Below are 19,882 nucleotides of genomic sequence, written 5' to 3' on the forward strand. Positions count from 1 at the left end.
ATGCCAATTGGTACAACTAGTACAGCAATACTTTTAAACATAAATAAACCAAAACATACTAGAACAAGTCAACAACAAGAACATAAAAGTTGATGATGAGAAATTTTAGAAATGATTGGTGTACAAGTAATAGCAGTAGCACTTGCTCCTTTTACTGGTGGATTAAGTGAAAGTTTAGCACTTGGTTTAGGTGCAAGTGATTTACTTGCTAGTATTAGTGCTGTTGGTGTAGAGTTTTTAACTGATTTTACTATTAATCAAGTTTATGATTATTTAAAAGGAAATGTTACACCATTAAATACTTTTTTTAATATATTACCTGCATTTGCTGGACTTAATAGAATTAGTCGTGGTTATCGTACAACTAAATTTATTAGTTTAGCAGAAAAAACTAAAACATTAGAACAAATTGGCATTAAAAAAGCAAAAAATTTACAAGAAATCATTAGTCAAGTAAGTGGAAAAGAAATTTTAACAGATAAAATTATTGGAAATAAACGTTATTTATTTAATTATAACCATGCTCCAAATCGCGAAACAATAATACAAAATTTAGGTTTTGTTGCTGAAAGACAATATAAAAATAATTTTGCAAAATTAGAAGTACAAGAATTAAAAAATTATTTATTATTACAAAATGAATTAATAAAGTTAAGTCCACAGTTAACTCCTAAATTTAAAATTAAAGATATTGATAAAGCAAACAATTTTTTACAAAAATATAATACTGATTTAAAAGAAGTATTAAAAATGAACCAACATGACTGATTAAATTTAGTTCATACAATACATGCAGAAAATAGATATGGAAAATCTTTAATTTTAGATTTACAAAAAATTCGTGCTAATGCAATTAAATTTAATTTTAAAAATAGTTCAATTCATAAATTAGTATTAAAAGCAAATCAAACTTTTAAATATTTTGATATTAAATTTTATTTTAAAAAAGGTTTAAATAAATTTTGAAAAGATACTTCATATTTTGAAAAAATAAGAATAAATATTTATAAATTACAAGAGAAATTCGAAAAATTAGAAAAACAAGCATTTGAAAAAATTAATAAATTAAAAGAAAAAACAATTGATGTATTTACAAGTGCTGAAAAGAAAGCAATTAAACATGCACAATTAATTCCATTAAATTCACCAGTATTTATGGCTTGTAAAATTCAACCTTTATCATTAGATAAATGTGGAATTACTATTTATCATCGTAATCCTAAATATAAACCAATTGTAGTTATTGATAGTATTATCAAAGCAGAAACTTTTGTTATTCAAATACATCCATTTCATTGATATAGATGATATAGCGGTTGATATATTGGATATGGAGTTAGTCAAAATAAATGATTAAAAAGTATTGCTTTTGCTCTACCAGTTGTACAACAAATGATTAAAGATAGTTTTAAAATTTATAGGCAAATATTAAGGACAATTAGAACTTATCATAAAGTAGTTAATGTTATTAATAATCCTATTGATAATGTCAATAAATCATTTAAAAGGGTGGGTTTAAAATTATCAGTTAATACTGTATTTGGTACTGGATTGTTAAGACATTTAGAAAAATTTGCATATAATCAAGTTGTAAAAAAAGGAAATAAAAAATTACAAAAAGAAATTATACATATATCACATAGAAAAACTAAATCAAAAACCAAACGTTATAAAAAAGCATTTTTTAAGGAATGATAAAATATGATTAATAAACTTTGAACTGGTGTCAGTTTAGAAAATTATAATAACTGATATCCATTAACTGGAACAATTACAGAAACACCACGACAATATATAAATACATGACCAAATGTTGATGATTGATTTAAAACATTTGCTATTCGTGCTCAAAATGATATTAATGCTTATCTTGATTTTATTTTATCTAAATTTCCTTTTGATAGTTTTAAAGATGAATTAATTAAAGAAACTTTAAGAGATATGGTTTATGTTATGGTTGAACATTGAGTATTTAATCGTACACCAATTGAATTTAATGTTGATGCTACTATTCAATTTAATAATGGTAATCAATTTAGTGCAAGTAGTACTCCTACGATTAATATTTGAGATTTAGCACCTAGTAGAATGAAAATATGAGCAAGATTAACAGAATTAAAACAAATATTTTCAAATTATAATAATGATGAAATAGATGTTGAAAAAATTGACTTAAAAGCATTTTATACTAGAAACCAAGTTAATGAATTAATTCAAGAACAAAAAGAATTTACATTATCAAAGCAAATAAAATTATATGATGATACCATTAATGGTAATAAAAATGAAACATATAGGGGACCAGTTACAAATTTAATAAATAAAGGTTATGTTGCAACAGAATATGACTCAAAAACTGAAACTATGATTTTAGATTGACCTAATGAAATTGGAACATTACCACCTGATGTTTTACAAAACAATCCACAAATTGGTGATTATACACATGCACCAACTTGTGATTTTTCTGCTAAACAACAAAAACGAATTACTACAAATGAAAATGAAATTACCAAATTAAATAGTGAATTAATTAAAACAAACGAAAATATTAATGATGTTAAAAATAATTGATTTAATATTGAAACTAGTCCCTTATGAAAAAAAGTTGAAAATAATAATATAGAAATATTTAAATGCTATTTTATTAAAATCAGTTATCAATATTCAACAGAAAATAACTTTATGAAATTTTATAAAGTAATTAAAATTTATTTAAATAATGTTTTTAACGAATTTGAATTGTTAAATGTTGATTCCATGACTTATGGAGAACAAATACAAAATAAAAATATTTTAAATATTGGAACTATTTACTATAACAATAAAAAGAAACAATTTAGTGGTGGTGGTAATTCTTATCCTGAACTTGGAAAAATTAATTTAATTGGTGATATAGAAGAAATATATCAATATCAAGGAATAGATACACCAACTGAATTTATAGCAGAAGAAAATACTGAACATGATTATTATACAAAACTAGAAACAAATCAATTATTAGATAAAAAACAAGATAAGTTAATTGCTGGTGAAAATATTAAAATTGATGAAAATAATAAAATTAGTGCTACTTGCGGGAAAACTGATTTAACTGATTATTATAAAAAAGAAGAAGTAGATAAAAAATTAGACAATAAAATGGATAAAGACCAATTCAAATATGCTTTTTCTATAAATACTATTGGTACTGAAATTCCTAATTTAGAAACTACTGATAAAACTGTTGCTGGTGCTATTAATGAAATTATCAAAAAACAACCACAACCAATTCCAATTCCTCCAAGTAGTTCAATTTGAAAAGAAGTAGGAATAAGAGAAAAAAATAAATGAGATAATTGACAAATTACTTATGATTTTATAGTTAATAAAAGATATAAAGTTTATTATTCTTGAAATATATATAATAATGTTTTTGCAATTAAAGAATTTATTATAACTAATACAAAAATAGCAGGTGTACCAATAGAAGTTTTTAACAATAATACTAATGTCTTAGTTTTATCAGTACAACACTCAAAATTTATTACTATTTATTCTTTAAAAGGTAGCGATAAAGGTAATACATGAAAAGTAGAAGAATTACAGGAATAAAATTATGATTTGAAAAATTATAAAAATTATTTTAAGTTTAATTGGAGTTTTATTATCTTCTGCTGTTGCTGGTTTAATTATATTTATTATAGTAAAAATTGTCTTAAAAATTAATCAAATATTTTAGAAAGGAGAAAAAAATGAAACCTTTTTGACCAAGAAAAGATAAAACAAATATTAATAATAATGAAGAAAAATCTAAATTAATTTTTTTAGAAAATAAAAGTACACACACTTCTATTTTAAGTTATTTTGGTTTTAATGATTTTAATCATGAGACTTATTTTACTGATTTTGTTGCTGAAAATAATGCTAATTTATATAATGCTCCATTGGATATTAATAATGAAACTATTAAACAATATTTAATTAAACAAGAATTTTATAGAAAGAATTGAAATTCTATTTTTAAATTAAGCAAATTAGGAATTAGTGGTTATTTAATTTATATTGCTAATGATGATTTTTATTTTCAAGTAGTAGATATACAGCAAAGAATTTATGATATTACTGGTAAATTAATTCAATGTACTATTTTTTATGATAGTTATCAACAAAATGCACAAACAGTAAGATTATTTGAAGTTTATAAATTAAATAATGAACAAGTAACTATTAATCGTGCAATTTATAGTATTAGTGATAATAAAAAACAATTTCCTTTACCTTTTAAAGAATATAGTAATAATCCTAATTTAGAACAAGAACAAACATTAAATATTAATTATATTCCAATAGCAATTATGAGAAATAAAGCAAATGAGTTAGCAGATTGTAATAAAGTAATGGATAAAATTAAAGCATTAGATGTTATTTATGAACAAATTGTTTTAGATACTATTTTAAATTCACCAAAGTTTATTTTTGACCAAACTTATGGTAATGCTAAATCTACAATGGATGAAGCCGTAAGAACATTAGTTACTAACAACTATATTTGAAAAACTACTGGTGATAATAATGAAAAAAGTGAAAATATTAATATGACAAGTAGTAATTTTAAAGGTAAAAATTTAACTGATATATATGATTGAAATATTAATGAAATATTTAAACGTTGTGGTATTCATATACCAAGTCAAAAGAAATCAGCACAACAATCGGTTCCCGAAAGTACAGCGGTAAATATTTCAACTATTAATTATATTGAACAAAAATTATGACAATTTAATATTGATATTCTTAAATTTATTCAAATATTAGTACGTTTAGATAAAGATTTATTAAATAGTAAAACATTTAATATTAATGATGAACAAGAAATTAATAACTTAACAGTTAAATTAAAATTATTTAATCCAGAAAATAACCAATTAATAGGAGAAAACAATGGAAAACAACAACAAACCACAAACGAAGTTTCCACAGAAACAAACTAAACTTAATCAAGCAGAAATAGAAAATGATTATTTAATTGATAATATTCCTTATGATTTTACTAATATGATGAGTGCTACTAGTGACCCTGATATTAATAGAGCATACGATGAATTTAAAAAAAGAAAAATTTATATTTATGAAATTGAACGTTTATTTAAAAATAATGAAAATAATAGTTTAAGATTTTCAGCAAATACTATTAAAATAGGTTTTATTGATATTGATAAAGTATTAAAAACTACTGCTGTTGAAACATCTGATTTTACTATGCAATTAAATCAAAGAGCAAGTACTAATATTAATGACAATACAATTGAATATAGTATGACTAATATTAAAAATTTAATATTTCAAGAAATAAATTTATTAAATCAATTTAAGTTATATGCAGTTAGTATAAATGAACCATTAACTGAAAATAATATTGATAATTTATATATTATTAATAATTATTCAGAACCTTATCAAAATCCAAAAACTAGAAGTACTAAAAGTATTACTATTATTAAAATTAAAGACTTTAAAACAAGAGATGGTTATCCAATTATTATTAAATTACAAAAACCACTAGATAAAGACACCAAAGTTATTGGTTTAAAAATTAAAGCACCTAGAAGCATGATTTTTGGCAATATAAAGGTACTTGGTGAAGTCGACAATATGGAGGTATACCCAAAGTTATTTGTCAAAGATAAGATAGCATTTCCGCTATTATCAATGCCTATTGAAACTCAACCAAAAGTTAGAATATTACAACAATGATTTAGTGAACAAATATTACCTTGAAATTTAGCAAAACAATTTATAGGACAAGAAAAATCAGTTTTAGATTTAATTGCTATTGGTGGTGGTAGAGAAACAAGAAAAGAAATTATTAATAATGCAAGAGTAACTAATGATAAAATTGGTTATGATGTTTCTAAAAATTCAAAAGTATGACCATTATCTGATGAACTAGAATTAAAAGATAAAAAATTAGAGTCATGATTTTTAGTAAGTGACTATAATTTATTTATTTCTACAACAAATAAATTTCATGATGTTGAACTAGAAATAAAAGATAGACCACCAATTGATAGTTTACAAAAAGTATTATTAGATATGTTAACTTATACATATACTTATAATAGAAACTTTGATGGTGCATCATTAAGTAATGTTTTAAAAGAAATGAATGATTTAGATAAAATTCGTGCTAAGTTTGAAGGACAAAAACCAAATGAAGTTATTACTAATTTATTTAAACAATGAGAATTAGATTATCCTAACTATACAAATTTACCAAAAGTTAAAATATTAAAACAAATAGTTATAATGCTATCAAAAAATATTTATTCAACCATGTCTATTAATAACGGTTTAAATGATGACTATAAATTATTATTACCTTATTATTTTGAATTAAAATCAAATCCTATACATTCTACACCTGATAAGATTTGAGAATTTAAAGATATAAAAGTAGTATTAAAATCTGCATATTTTGATTTTACAGATATCAATAACATTAAACTAAAAAACAATGACATTAGTCAAAATGAATTATTGAAATTAGATGATAATCAATTTAACTGACTATCCATAACTAATGAATTAGAAAGCAATAATATACCATCATTAATTCCGGCAGATTGAACATTAGGTAATGGTGAATATGGAAAATATTTTACAAGATTAATTATTAATAAAAATAAAACCGAAAATGCTTTAAATTTATATGGTTCAAATAAATCACAATTATTTTCTAAATTAGAATTTTATAAAGAAGTTTTACAAATTGACAATAATAGTGAATTTGAATTACAAATTGAAAATCCAATTAATAACTTAAATCGAATTGAAGTTAGCGGACTATTTGGTGCTGGTAATTATGATTTAATTTTAGTAACAAATAAACAAGAAATAAATTTAAATAATATTAATTTATTTGATAAATATAATGAAAATATTTCTTATATAAATTTAGAAATTTAATTATCAAAATATCCATCTGGATAAATACCATCTCATTTTACTGCATCATCAGTTAATTTATTTGATGCTCAGTAAAGAGTAATTTTATGTTTATTACTTACTGGTCTTGCTCAAATAGTTGCCCCCCAGTGTGCTTCATGGTCGTAATCATAAAAATATGTTAATTGATTATTTTTATTATATGAAACTATTCCTAAGATTAAACCGGTAACACCAGTTATTACAGCAAATGATAATGATATTTTTTGAAAATTTGTTTTTATTCATATTTTCATAATAAATATCTCCTTTTTTCCTTGATTTTACTTTTAAATTGTACTATTTTTGATTATTTTTACAAGTATGCTTTTAAAAGCAAAATAACGCCTAAATTAAAGGTGTTTATTTTTTGATACCTATAATATTAATTGTATTGCGCTTATTTATTATATTGCAAATGTGAAGATACTTTTTTTTACAGTAGCATTATTTTTACCCCTAATTACATTTTTATATGGATATAATGCATAAAATAATGCATCATAAGGGTCTTGATACATATTTTTGTCAGGAATGTTAGTTTTGGTTTGGTCATAACGTAATTCTTCTAAACATTGAGTTGTTTTTGGTAAATCATCTTTATTTGCATAAAAGTTTCCATAACTCATAATATTTCTCATTCAAACTACTCTATTAGTTAATCCGGCTTCTTGATTTAAATTTGAAGCATGTTTAATAGCGGTTTGTGTTATTAAAATAGTATTGTGTTCATCAATTAATTTTTGATTTAATCAATCCATTGCTGTTCTTGCTTTATCATCATAAAAATAAATTGCTTGTTCAAAATTTTCAAAATTATCCATTAATCCTAAAATTTCATTAACATAAGCATTAATTTTTTCATTTTCATTTATAAAATCATTTGGAGTAACTACTAATTCACAAATAATATAAGCATCATAATAACCAGTATTATTATATTCTTTAAAACCAACTACCATAAATACAGTATGGTCTTTTGGTCCCGTAGCTCAATCAATACCAACACTATAAAAATCAAATTTATACATTTCTTTTTCTTGATTATAAAATTGTTTTAAATCATATGATTGTCAATATTTTACTGTTTTTTGAAATGGGAAAATTGTTGCATCGCTATCTAAAAATTCAAAACCATAATAAACAGTATTATATTCATCTGGATTACTTTTTTCCATTTCTAATAATGTTCTTTGTTGAATGTCAGGTAATTTATTTCAAAATGGTTGAATAGTAAATCTTAAAACAAATAAACCTAAACCACTAAACATATCTTTATTTTCATAATAAACTTTACCAACTTTTTTAAGATTTTTCATGACTTCATCATTTAATGGTAAAAATGGTGTACAGTATTTTAAATAAAATGGATGATATTTATCATAAGGATTACATGTAAAAGTAATGAAAAAACTTTTATAAAAATAACGAGTAATCTTTTGTCCAAAGGTAGAACTATATATATTTTTATCAATAAATGTTCAACTTCACTCTTTAATAGGTTTATTTGATACTTTAATACGATTACTTCTAAACATAGAGTTTTGTAAACGTTCATATCGATATGTTAATTGTTTTTCAGTTAATGTTTCTTTTTCTTCTGCCATAATAATTTCATCTGTTCTTGAACCTAAAAAACTTGACCCACCTGCTTCTTTTCCAAAAATCTTATTACCATTAGCATAACCAATAAAGTCAATTTGTTGATTACTTGGAAAGATAATACATCCCCCATCCTTAGTAATTTTTCATTTAATGCCATGTGGATTATTAGGTAATAAATTAATATTATATGTATCTAATAAAACTTGACAAACATTCATTAAAGCACCAATTGTAGTTTCACTATGAGTATTTTCATATCTTCTTACTTCTTGAACACTACTATCTCTAAAATTACAACATATAAATAAATCAAATGCTAAACAGTTTCAAGTTTTTCTTGTTCCACGTGCTGTTGGAACAAAACGATAAAAACAATTAGTAGTAAAATATTCTGCTCATTCATCACCAACAAATTCTTTAAAAATATCTCAACTAAAACCATAATTATTATCACTAAAATTAAGATTATATTTTTTATTTAATTGTCCATAACTACTAATAAAAGCCATATTTACTCCTTATTTTTAAAAAAAAATTAAACTTAAATTATTAACAAACAAAAATTAGAAAGGAACATTAAAAATGTTTATATTACCATTCGCAAATCATTTTGATTGAGACAAACATGATTTTAATCAAGATGAATTAAGTTTAAAACAAACAGAAGAATTATTTGCAAAAATAGATGATTATTTATGAAGTATATGTGATAAATCTGAATATAAATCATATAGATTTAGACAACGAAAATTAAAAGCAAAAAAAGGTTTATTAACTTATAAGCGACGTATTTGTACACATTATAACACAAAAACACAAAAAATGGAGTACGTATCATTATTAGATAATTATCTTGGTGTTAAAAAATATAGTAAACTTGCACCTAACGTTATTAAACAAATTTTAAAATATTTTGCTGATGGTAAAAAGTATCGTGATGTTTGTGATACTTTTATTGAATATTTAATAAGTAATAGTACAGTTTGTAGAACATATCAAAAATTTGAATTACCAAAAGCAAATATTCCCAAAATACCATTACAACCAAATCAAAATTTATATGTAAATATTGATGATGGTCATCGAAAATTTAAGTTTAATGAAAAACACAATACTAAAAATTGTAAAAAATGTTCGATGAGATTAATAGTAATGTGTACTGGTAAAAAGAAAAATGGAAAATTAATTAATAAAAGAGCTGTATGTAAAATAAGAGTTTCAAAAACAGAAATTGGTGCTGAAAAAACCGCAAAATTAATAGAAAAATATGGTAATTTATTTTTTGAAAACTTTGACCAAGCAAATTTAATAGTTTGTGGAGATAGTGCAAAATGAATTAGAAAAACTGCTACAATTTTAAATGCTAAATTTATTTTAGATAAATTTCATGCTTTTCATGTTTTATTTCTTGGTATAATGGCAGGAAGAAGAAAAAATCAAATTGCTAAATTACACTATCAAAATGCAATAAATTTATTTGCCAAAGGTCAATATTATGAATTAATTGATTTTTTACAATCATTAACTTTACAATATAAAAAATTAAAAGTTGGTTATTTTATTAATGCAAAAGATGGTGTATTAAACCAAGCATTAGTTGAAAATATTGGTTGCTTTACTGAAACTAATATTAAACAAATTTTAAAGCATATGATTGGTGATAGAACTTATAACATTGATATGTATACAAAAATGGTTAATTTTAAATGTTATCAAATAAATACAATTATCCAGTTATTATAAATTAAAACTTAAATTTGCTGAATTATACTTGTAAGTGCAAGTAAATAAAATTGCAAAAAATTCTCATATAAAAATTTCATAATGCTAAATTTAGTTTAGAAAAAAGTAAGGAGTTTTTATATGAGTTATAAACATCTTGGCATAGATGAAAGGATTTATATTGAGAATCAATTGAAATTTAAATTTAAAATTAGTGAAATAGCTAAAAATCTTAATCGAAGTATTAGTACTATTATTCGAGAAATTAATAGAAATAAAGATAATAATCATGATTTTTCATTAATTGCACAAAATAAAGCTGAAAATCGAAAACAATCACATATTAGTTTTCATAAGTTTAAAAATAAGAATTTAGTAAAATATGTACAACAAAAATTACTATTAGGTTGATCATCTGAACAAATTTATGGCAGAATTAAAAATTTTCATAAAGAGTGAGTTATTAGTTTTAAAACAATTTATACTTGAATTTATTTTGGAATGCTTGATAAAGTTACTAGTAAAAATTTAAGAAGAAAAGGTAAAAAACGAAAATCTAAAGAAAATCGTGGCAAGTTTAATGGTAAATCAATTAAAGAACGAGATATAAATGTTAATGATCGTATAACACTTGGTCATTGAGAAGGAGATACTATAGTATCATCACGAGGTAAAAGCAAATCATGTTTAATAACTTTAGTTGAAAGAGTATCACGATTTACTTTAGCAATATTAGTTAAAAACAGAACTACTAAAGTTATTAATAAAAATGTCAGTTATTATTTATCAATTCTTCCTAAAAACATTGTTAAAACTATTACTTTTGATCGTGGCAAAGAATTTTCAAATTGACAACAACTTGAAAAAAATTTAGATGTAAAAATTTATTTTGCCAATCCATATTCACCTTGACAAAGAGGTACTAATGAAAATACTAATGGTTTAATTAGAGAAAAATTTCCTAAAAAATTTATTTTTTCAAAAACTAATAAAAATGAAGTTCATAAATTTATATTGTCTTTAAATCAAAGACCGAGAAAAATACTAAATTATCTTTCACCAATCGAATATTTGGATAGAAAAATAATTTAGTTGCACTTACCTTTACAATTTAGCAAATAAATAAAAATAAAATAAAACTTATTAAAGAAAACTTTAATAAGAATTTTTGAGTTATAAAAGTAAGTATTATTGTTGACTAATATTTTTGAAGTGTTAAGATTAACTTACAATTGCATATTGAAGTCTAAATTATTCTCGTCTAAACTTATAATTTAAAGACAAATTTGAATATTATTGACAACATCGGTACGCTCCCTAAATTTGTTCAGATGATCAACCTAATAGTAATTTTTGTTGTACATATTTTACTAAATTCTTATTTTTAAACTTATGAAAACTAATATGTGATTGTTTTCGATTTTCAGCTTTATTTTGTGCAATTAATGAAAAATAATGATTATTATCTTTATTTCTATTAATTTCTCGAATAATAGTACTAATACTTCGATTAAGATTTTTAGCTATTTCACTAATTTTAAATTTAAATTTCAATTGATTCTCAATATAAATCCTTTCATCTATGCCAAGATGTTTATAACTCATATAAAAACTCCTTACTTTTTTCTAAACTAAATTTAGCATTATGAAATTTTTATATGAGAATTTTTTGCAATTTTATTTACTTGCACTTACAAGTATAATTCAGCAATTCAGCACTAAAATTTCATACTTTTTTTATATAAGAATAAGAATAAGAATTTTAATTAAGTTATAATTAAAATATGAAATTTGATTAAACATTAGAATAATGATTTAATATATTTTAATTAAAATATAGTTATTATTGTCAATTATTTAGTATTAAGAGAGGGAAAAATATATGAATCAAGATTTACAAAAACTTTTCCATGAAATGGATTTTAATGATGTTAATAATGAATTTAATCATGCTACTATTAAAAAAGTACAATATTTTCATCATAATCAACAAGTAATAATTACCATCAACTTACCTAATTTTCTAACAACTACTACTTTAAAAAGTTTTGAACAACATTTTGAAAAATTACCTGTTTCGAATATTAGTGTCGATTTTAATGTTTCCCTTACTGCTGATGAATCAACTGTATTAACATATTTTCATTATATTAAAACTCATAAATTGCAACTATTAGCTGGAATTTATTATTCTTTACCCGACTCAGCAATTAATTATAAAAATAATATTATTACCATTACCATTCATAATAGTATTGAAGAAAAATTAATAACTAATGAATTTTTACAATTTATTAACTACTTTCAACAATATGGTTTTAAAAAAATTCAATTAAAAACTAAAATAAATAAAGCAGAGCAACCATTTATTAGTTATGCAAATGAATCTAAAGCAGAAATTAGCAAAATTACTAACAATTTAAAAACTAAAATTCCTAACAATAATATAAGTAAAAATTTTAATACAACTACTTATCGCAAAAAAGCAAAAGTTAATTTAGAAATAACAGACCCAACTCATAGCATTAAAGATATCATTGGCGATGAACCCAATATTATTATTAGTGGTAAAGTTTTTAAAATTAATAAATTTTTAACTAAAACTCAAAAATGATTTTATTCATTTTGAATTACTGATTATAGTGATGCAATTACTTGCAAAGCATTTATTAATAGCGATCAACCAGATGAGAAATTTGATAATATTAAAGTTGATGATTGAATAAAAATTAATGCTAATAGTCGTTATGATAATTATAGTAAAGAACAAGTACTATGAATTGATGATTTAATTATTGATTTAAATAATAAAAATACTAACAATAATGATGATGCTAAAACTAAAAGAATTGAATTTCATACTCATACTAAAATGAGTGCTATGGATGGTATTACTTCAGCAAGTGATTATATTAATCAAGTAGCTAAATGAGGACACCAAGCAATTGGTTTTACTGATCACTTAAATGTACAAGCATACCCAGATATTGCTAATGCCGCTAAAAAACATCCAAACTTAAAAGTAATGTATGGTGTTGAAATGGATTTAATCCCCAATAATATTAGTATTACTAAGAATAATATTAATACATCATTATTAGATTTAGAATACATTGTTCTTGACTTAGAAACAACTGGTTTATCAACCAATTACCACGAAATTATTGAATTTGGTTATACAATTGTTAAAGACAATATGATTTTAAAACAAGATACAATTTTAATTAAACCAAATAATCCCGTACCTGAACATATTACTGAACTTACTAGTATTACCAATGTTATGTTAAAAGATAAACAAACATTACAACAAATATTGCCAACAATTATTGAAATAATTGGCAATAAAACAATAGTTGCTCATAATGCTAACTTTGACTTTGGTTTTTTACAAGCAGCAATGAAACAATTGGGTTTCATGCCTTTAAATAATCCTGTCATTGATACTTTGCAATTATCTAGAGCAATTCTACCACAACTAAAATATTATCGATTAGGTACTATTTGTCGTACTTATGGCATTAAATATGATGATGAAATTGCCCACCGTGCTGATTATGATGCTAATGTATTAGCACAAGTATTTTTAAAAATGTTACAACAATTAAAAACAGAATTTAATTGTATTAATTTACAAGAAATTAATAACTTAATTAATGAACAAATTAATTTTAAACTTCGTGGTGAACATATTACTATTTTTGCAAAAAATCAATTAGGATTAAAAGATTTATATCAATTAGTTTCACTATCTCATACAAAGTATTTTTATAAAACACCAAAAATCATATCAGAAGCAATTAATGAAAATAGAAAAGAATTATTAATTGGTAGTAGTTGTATAAATGGTGCTGTTTTTGAAACAGCATTAAATAAAAGTGAAGAAGAACTAATTAAAATAATGAAATGATTTGATTTTATTGAAATCCAACCACCTGCTGTTTATAAACACTTAATACAGTTAGGAAATATTACTAAAGAACAATTACATGATACTATTAAAAAAATTATTAATAATGCTCTTAAATTAAATAAATTAGTAATTGCTACTAGCGATGCCCACTATTTACATCCCCATGAAAAAATGTATCGTGATGTTATTATTAATAGTAAAGCAATTGGTGGTTTGTTACACCCATTATTTGATCGTAAAGGTAAAGTTACATCATATCCCGATCAACATTTAAGAACTACTAATCAAATGTTAACAGAATTTAACTTTTTAGATGACCCTAATTTAATTAATGATATTGTTATTAATAATCCTTTGCAATTAGCAAAACAATTTGAAATGGTTAAACCAATTAAAGATGGCTTATTTACACCAAGTATTGTTAATGTTGATACTAAATTACGTAATCTTTGTTATGAACAAGCATGAAATCGTTACGGTAATCCATTACCAACATATGTAGAAAAACGTTTAACTCGCGAATTAGATGCAATTATTACTCATGGTTTTGCTGTTGTTTATTGAATTGCACACAAATTAGTAGAAAAATCTTTACAAGATGGTTATCTTGTTGGTAGTCGTGGCTCAGTTGGTTCATCTTTAGTAGCTACTTTTGCTAACATTACTGAGGTTAATCCACTACAACCACACTATTTATGTCCACAATGTAAAACTAGTGAATTTATTAGTAATGGTTCTTATAAGTGTGGTTATGATTTACCAAAAAAAATATGTTCACAATGCAATATTGATTTAATTACTGATGGTCATGATATTCCTTTTGAAACATTCTTAGGATTTGATGGTGATAAAACACCTGATATTGATTTAAACTTTTCTGGTGAATATCAAAATAAAGCTCATGATTTTACTAAAGAAATGTTTGGTGAAGAAAATGTTTTTCGTGCTGGAACAATTTCAACAATTGCCAATAAAACAGCTTATGGTTATGTTAAAGCTTATGCAGAAAAAATTGGTCAATCAGATATGCGTGCAGCAAAACTAGAGTTACTAAGTCAAGGATGTGTTGGTATTAAAAGAACAACCGGTCAACATCCTGGTGGTATTATTGTTGTACCAAAAGAATATAATATTAACGATTTTACACCAATTAATTTTCCAGCTGATGATACTAGTTCTACATGAAAAACTACCCACTTTGATTTTAATGCTATTCATGATAATTTATTAAAATTAGATATTCTAGGTCACGTTGATCCAACAGCATTAAAAATGTTAGAAAATTTAACTGGTATTGATCCAAAAACTATTCCTAATCAAGATGAAAAAGTTTTATCATTATTTTCTAATTTAAGTGCCTTAAATATTACTAGTGATGATTTACTTGGCGAAAAAACAGGAGCAATTGGTATCCCTGAATTTGGTACTGGTTTTGTTCGTAAAATGTTAAGTGATACATTACCTACTTCATTTTCTGAATTAGTACAAATATCTGGTTTATCACATGGTACTGATGTTTGATTAAATAATGCTGATGAATTAATTTCACAACAAGGTTTAAAACTAAAAGATGTAATTGGTTGTCGTGATGATATTATGACTTATTTAGTATATCAAGGGTTACCAGCAAAAATTGCCTTTAACATTATGGAAGATGTCCGTAAAGAAAAAGGCATTAAACAAGAATATGAAAAGTTAATGCAAGAAAAGAAAGTTCCTAATTGATACATTAAATCTTGCAAAAAAATTAAATATATGTTTCCTAAAGCACACGCTACTGCTTATGTATTAATGGCATGAAGAGTAGCTTGATTTAAAGTTTATTATCCGCATGAATATTATGCTACTTATTTTACAACAAGATGTGAAATTTTTGATATTAAAACTATGTTACAAGGCATTGGTGCTATTACTAATAAATTAAAAGATATTAATAACAGATTAAGAAAAAATGATGGTCAAAAAAATACAGTTACTACTAAAGAAAAAGATTTAATCCCATTATTAGAAGTAGCATTAGAAATGAATGCTAGAAATATTAAATTTAGCAATATTAGTTTAGAACATTCTGATGCTAAACTTTTTCAAGTTAAAGTAATAAATGGTGAAAAACAAATTTTACCACCTTTTATTACTTTAGATGGATTGGGTGAAATTGTGGCTAATTCAATTGTTAAAGCAAGGAGTGAACAAGCAATTACTTCAAAAAATGATTTACAACTACGAACTAATATTACTAAAACTAATTATCAACTATTAAATGACTTAGGAGTATTAGAACATTTAGAAGAAAATACACAATTAATGTTAGCATTATAATACAAAGAAAAAAGAAAAGATGTGGGATTATTATGTATAAATTAAGTAACAAAGCCAACTTTTATATACGTTTATCTGCATTAATAATGATAATTTTATTTTTAATTATTGATTTAATTAGTGCAATATATTATCCAATGGAAAAATTTGAAGATTTAGGATATGGTGAACGAGTAAGTCACTACTATGCTTTTTTTACTACTGAGAGTAATTATATGGTTGTTATTTATTTTTGTGTTTATTTATTTGATTCTTATTTTCGTGGTACTAAACCAAGTTTTCAAACTCGATTAGCAGTAACTGTTTATATTACTATTACGATGTTAGTATTTTGAATAGGTATTTTCACTGCTGAGCAAGATCCAAAACAATACAGTGCTTATAATTGAATTGCAACATTAATTTTACACTTATTAATGCCAATAATTATGATTACTAGCTTTATTGTTACATCAGGTCATCAATATATTAATATGAAACAACAACATAAAATATATTTATGATTAATTGTTATTTATCCAGCAATTTATTGTATTGTTATTCTAATTAGAGGTCATTTACGTTATTTAGATTTTATAGAAACTGGTCATCCACCAAGAGATACATGATATCCATATTTTTTCTTTGATTATTCAAATGGTGAATATGGATGATTAATCGCTGCTAGTGCGGTTGTTTTTGGTTTAGTTTTCAGTTTACAATATTTTTATATTTGAATTAATAACTTAATGTTCAAACGTTATCAAACTTCTGAACATCGTTTATATGATTTTTATCAAAAAATATTACGTCAACTTAATAAAAAAAAGAAAAGCAAAATTAAAAAGAAAAGAAAAAAGTAAAAATTTAAAATATATCTTATATTCCTTACATGATAAATATTATTGATATAATTAAATAAAAAAGAAAAGTTAGGTGATTGTAATTGCAAATTAACTTGAAAACAATGTTAAAACATGCACAAATTAACAAATACGCAATCCCAAGTTTTAACTTTGATAATTTAGAAATGTTAATTGCAATTACTAATGCAGCCGAAAAACAAAAAGCACCAATATGTTTAATGATAACACCTAACACTATTAATTGTATTGATTTAAAATATGTACTTGCTATTACTAACAATTTTATTATTCGTGCAAAAGTACCAATTTTTTTACAACTAGACCACTGTCTTGATCCACACTTTATTAAAACTAAAATTACATCTGATTTTAGTTCAGTTATGTTAAATTACAGTAACTATCCAATTAAAGAAAATATTGAAAAAACTAAAGATATTGTTCATTTTGCTGCTCCTTTGGGTATTATTGTTGAATCAGAGATTTTTTACAATAATACAAAAGGAGATATTACTAATGATATTAATTTAATTGAACAAGCAATATTATTTAGAAATAAAACTAATATTAATGGTCTTGTATTTACTGCTATCAATAATCATCATCAAGATAATAGACAAGATTTAAAAATTTCTCTAATTAAAGAAATTGCTATTAAAATGCCTGAAATTTTTTTAGTATTACATGATAATGTTACTATTAATAATGAACAATTAACTCTAGCAATTAAAGCTGGTATTACTAAAGTTAAGGGAGCGTACCGATGTTGTCAATAATATTCAAATTTGTCTTTAAATTATAAGTTTAGACGAGAATAATTTAGACTTCAATATGCAATTGTAAGTTAATCTTAACACTTCAAAAATATTAGTCAACAATAATACTTACTTTTATAACTCAAAAATTCTTATTAAAGTTTTCTTTAATAAGTTTTGTTTTATTTTTATTTATTTGCTAAATTGTAAAGGTAAGTGCAACTAAATTATTTTTCTATCCAAATATTCGATTGGTGAAAGATAATTTAGTATTTTTCTCGGTCTTTGATTTAAAGACAATATAAATTTATGAACTTCATTTTTATTAGTTTTTGAAAAAATAAATTTTTTAGGAAATTTTTCTCTAATTAAACCATTAGTATTTTCATTAGTACCTCTTTGTCAAGGTGAATATGGATTGGCAAAATAAATTTTTACATCTAAATTTTTTTCAAGTTGTTGTCAATTTGAAAATTCTTTGCCACGATCAAAAGTAATAGTTTTAACAATGTTTTTAGGAAGAATTGATAAATAATAACTGACATTTTTATTAATAACTTTAGTAGTTCTGTTTTTAACTAATATTGCTAAAGTAAATCGTGATACTCTTTCAACTAAAGTTATTAAACATGATTTGCTTTTACCTCGTGATGATACTATAGTATCTCCTTCTCAATGACCAAGTGTTATACGATCATTAACATTTATATCTCGTTCTTTAATTGAAAAATACTGTACACCATTTTTACCATTAAATGATGAAGTCATGAAAAATCTTAAAAAAGTTGGTAAAGTTTATTATGAAAATAAAGATATGTTTAGTGGTTTAGGTTTATTTGTTTTAAGATTTACTATTCAACCATTTTGAAATAAATTACCTGACATTCAACAAAGAACATTATTAGAAATGGAAAAAAGTAATCCAGATGAATATAATACTGTTTATTATGGTTTTGAATTTTTAGATAGCGATGCAACAATTTTCCCATTTCAAAAAACAGTAAAATATTGACAATCATATGATTTAAAACAATTTTATAATCAAGAAAAAGAAATGTATAAATTTGATTTTTATAGTGTTGGTATTGATTGAGCTACGGGACCAAAAGACCATACTGTATTTATGGTAGTTGGTTTTAAAGAATATAATAATACTGGTTATTATGATGCTTATATTATTTGTGAATTAGTAGTTACTCCAAATGATTTTATAAATGAAAATGAAAAAATTAATGCTTATGTTAATGAAATTTTAGGATTAATGGATAATTTTGAAAATTTTGAACAAGCAATTTATTTTTATGATGATAAAGCAAGAACAGCAATGGATTGATTAAATCAAAAATTAATTGATGAACACAATACTATTTTAATAACACAAACCGCTATTAAACATGCTTCAAATTTAAATCAAGAAGCCGGATTAACTAATAGAGTAGTTTGAATGAGAAATATTATGAGTTATGGAAACTTTTATGCAAATAAAGATGATTTACCAAAAACAACTCAATGTTTAGAAGAATTACGTTATGACCAAACCAAAACTAACATTCCTGACAAAAATATGTATCAAGACCCTTATGATGCATTATTTTATGCATTATATCCATATAAAAATGTAATTAGGGGTAAAAATAATGCTACTGTAAAAAAAAGTATCTTCACATTTGCAATATAATAAATAAGCGCAATACAATTAATATTATAGGTATCAAAAAATAAACACCTTTAATTTAGGCGTTATTTTGCTTTTAAAAGCA

15 protein-coding genes are annotated in these 19,882 nt (G+C 23.4%); 11 read left to right on the top strand and 4 right to left on the bottom strand.

Annotation, left to right across the window (positions count from 1 at the left end):
* From AAHM79_RS04170 to AAHM79_RS04190, 5 genes are read left to right on the top strand one after another with little or no spacing between them, the layout of a single operon-like run.
* Entirely contained in the window at positions 1-1,698 is a 1,698-nt protein-coding gene (locus AAHM79_RS04170) for a hypothetical protein (RefSeq protein ID WP_342257321.1), read from the top strand.
* A 3-nt stretch (positions 1,699-1,701) separates the two neighbouring features.
* Positions 1,702-3,594, top strand: a complete 1,893-nt coding sequence (locus AAHM79_RS04175) for a hypothetical protein (RefSeq protein ID WP_342258183.1) — start codon at positions 1,702-1,704, stop codon at positions 3,592-3,594.
* 4 nt (positions 3,595-3,598) lie between these two features.
* Complete coding sequence (locus tag AAHM79_RS04180) at positions 3,599-3,721, top strand: hypothetical protein (protein WP_338957828.1); 123 nt, start codon at positions 3,599-3,601, stop codon at positions 3,719-3,721.
* Between the two features lie 13 nt (positions 3,722-3,734).
* Positions 3,735-4,973, top strand: a complete 1,239-nt coding sequence (locus AAHM79_RS04185; protein ID WP_342257210.1) for a hypothetical protein — start codon at positions 3,735-3,737, stop codon at positions 4,971-4,973.
* A complete protein-coding gene (locus AAHM79_RS04190) occupies positions 4,924-6,948 on the top strand; it encodes a hypothetical protein (RefSeq protein WP_342257322.1) in 2,025 nt (674 codons plus the stop codon). Before AAHM79_RS04185 ends, AAHM79_RS04190 begins: the two co-directional genes overlap by 50 nt.
* On the opposite strand, the gene AAHM79_RS04195 is transcribed toward AAHM79_RS04190, so the two are convergent.
* The gene (locus AAHM79_RS04195) at positions 6,945-7,223 is read right to left on the bottom strand and encodes a hypothetical protein (RefSeq protein ID WP_342257212.1); all 279 of its coding nucleotides are present in this window, start codon (positions 7,221-7,223) and stop codon (positions 6,945-6,947) included. The two genes, AAHM79_RS04190 and AAHM79_RS04195, sit on opposite strands and share 4 nt — an antisense overlap.
* Positions 7,224-7,373: 150 nt before the next feature.
* Entirely contained in the window at positions 7,374-9,080 is a 1,707-nt protein-coding gene (locus AAHM79_RS04200; protein ID WP_338958622.1) for a hypothetical protein, read from the bottom strand.
* Between the two features lie 73 nt (positions 9,081-9,153).
* Here AAHM79_RS04200 and AAHM79_RS04205 point away from each other — a divergent pair, with 73 nt between their 5' ends.
* Together AAHM79_RS04205 and AAHM79_RS04210 are read left to right on the top strand one after the other, a co-directional pair.
* Positions 9,154-10,314, top strand: coding sequence for an Mbov_0401 family ICE element transposase-like protein (locus tag AAHM79_RS04205; protein WP_342258184.1), 1,161 nt, complete (start codon positions 9,154-9,156; stop codon positions 10,312-10,314).
* Positions 10,315-10,434: 120 nt separating this feature from the next.
* Positions 10,435-11,385, top strand: coding sequence for an IS30 family transposase (locus AAHM79_RS04210; RefSeq protein WP_342257214.1), 951 nt, complete (start codon positions 10,435-10,437; stop codon positions 11,383-11,385).
* 225 nt (positions 11,386-11,610) lie between these two features.
* On the opposite strand, the gene AAHM79_RS04215 is transcribed toward AAHM79_RS04210, so the two are convergent.
* Positions 11,611-11,898 (bottom strand): helix-turn-helix domain-containing protein, encoded by a 288-nt coding sequence (locus AAHM79_RS04215; protein WP_342258185.1) that lies wholly within the window; start codon positions 11,896-11,898, stop codon positions 11,611-11,613.
* A 277-nt stretch (positions 11,899-12,175) separates the two neighbouring features.
* Between AAHM79_RS04215 and AAHM79_RS04220 the strand changes: the two genes are divergently transcribed.
* The 3 genes from AAHM79_RS04220 to AAHM79_RS04230 all read left to right on the top strand — a co-directional run bounded on the left by AAHM79_RS04220 (position 12,176) and on the right by AAHM79_RS04230 (position 18,143).
* Positions 12,176-16,525, top strand: a complete 4,350-nt coding sequence (locus AAHM79_RS04220; RefSeq protein WP_342258186.1) for a PolC-type DNA polymerase III — start codon at positions 12,176-12,178, stop codon at positions 16,523-16,525.
* 137 nt (positions 16,526-16,662) lie between these two features.
* Positions 16,663-17,367 (top strand): Pr6Pr family membrane protein, encoded by a 705-nt coding sequence (locus AAHM79_RS04225; protein ID WP_342258187.1) that lies wholly within the window; start codon positions 16,663-16,665, stop codon positions 17,365-17,367.
* 83 nt (positions 17,368-17,450) lie between these two features.
* Positions 17,451-18,143 carry a class II fructose-bisphosphate aldolase gene (locus AAHM79_RS04230; protein WP_342258188.1) on the top strand — a complete coding sequence of 231 codons (693 nt, stop codon included), beginning with the start codon at positions 17,451-17,453 and terminating at the stop codon, positions 18,141-18,143.
* A 201-nt stretch (positions 18,144-18,344) separates the two neighbouring features.
* Here the strand turns inward: AAHM79_RS04230 and AAHM79_RS04235 are convergent, their stop codons facing one another.
* Entirely contained in the window at positions 18,345-18,890 is a 546-nt protein-coding gene (locus tag AAHM79_RS04235; RefSeq protein WP_342258189.1) for an IS30 family transposase, read from the bottom strand.
* Here AAHM79_RS04235 and AAHM79_RS04240 point away from each other — a divergent pair.
* A complete protein-coding gene (locus AAHM79_RS04240) occupies positions 18,889-19,800 on the top strand; it encodes a hypothetical protein (RefSeq protein WP_342258190.1) in 912 nt (303 codons plus the stop codon). The genes AAHM79_RS04235 and AAHM79_RS04240 overlap by 2 nt on opposite strands.
* Positions 19,801-19,882: the final 82 nt, after the last annotated feature.

It is taken from the genome of Spiroplasma endosymbiont of Nomada ruficornis, from assembly GCF_964030795.1.
GTDB lineage: Bacteria > Bacillota_I > Bacilli_A > Mycoplasmatales > VBWQ01 > Spiroplasma_E > Spiroplasma_E ixodetis_A.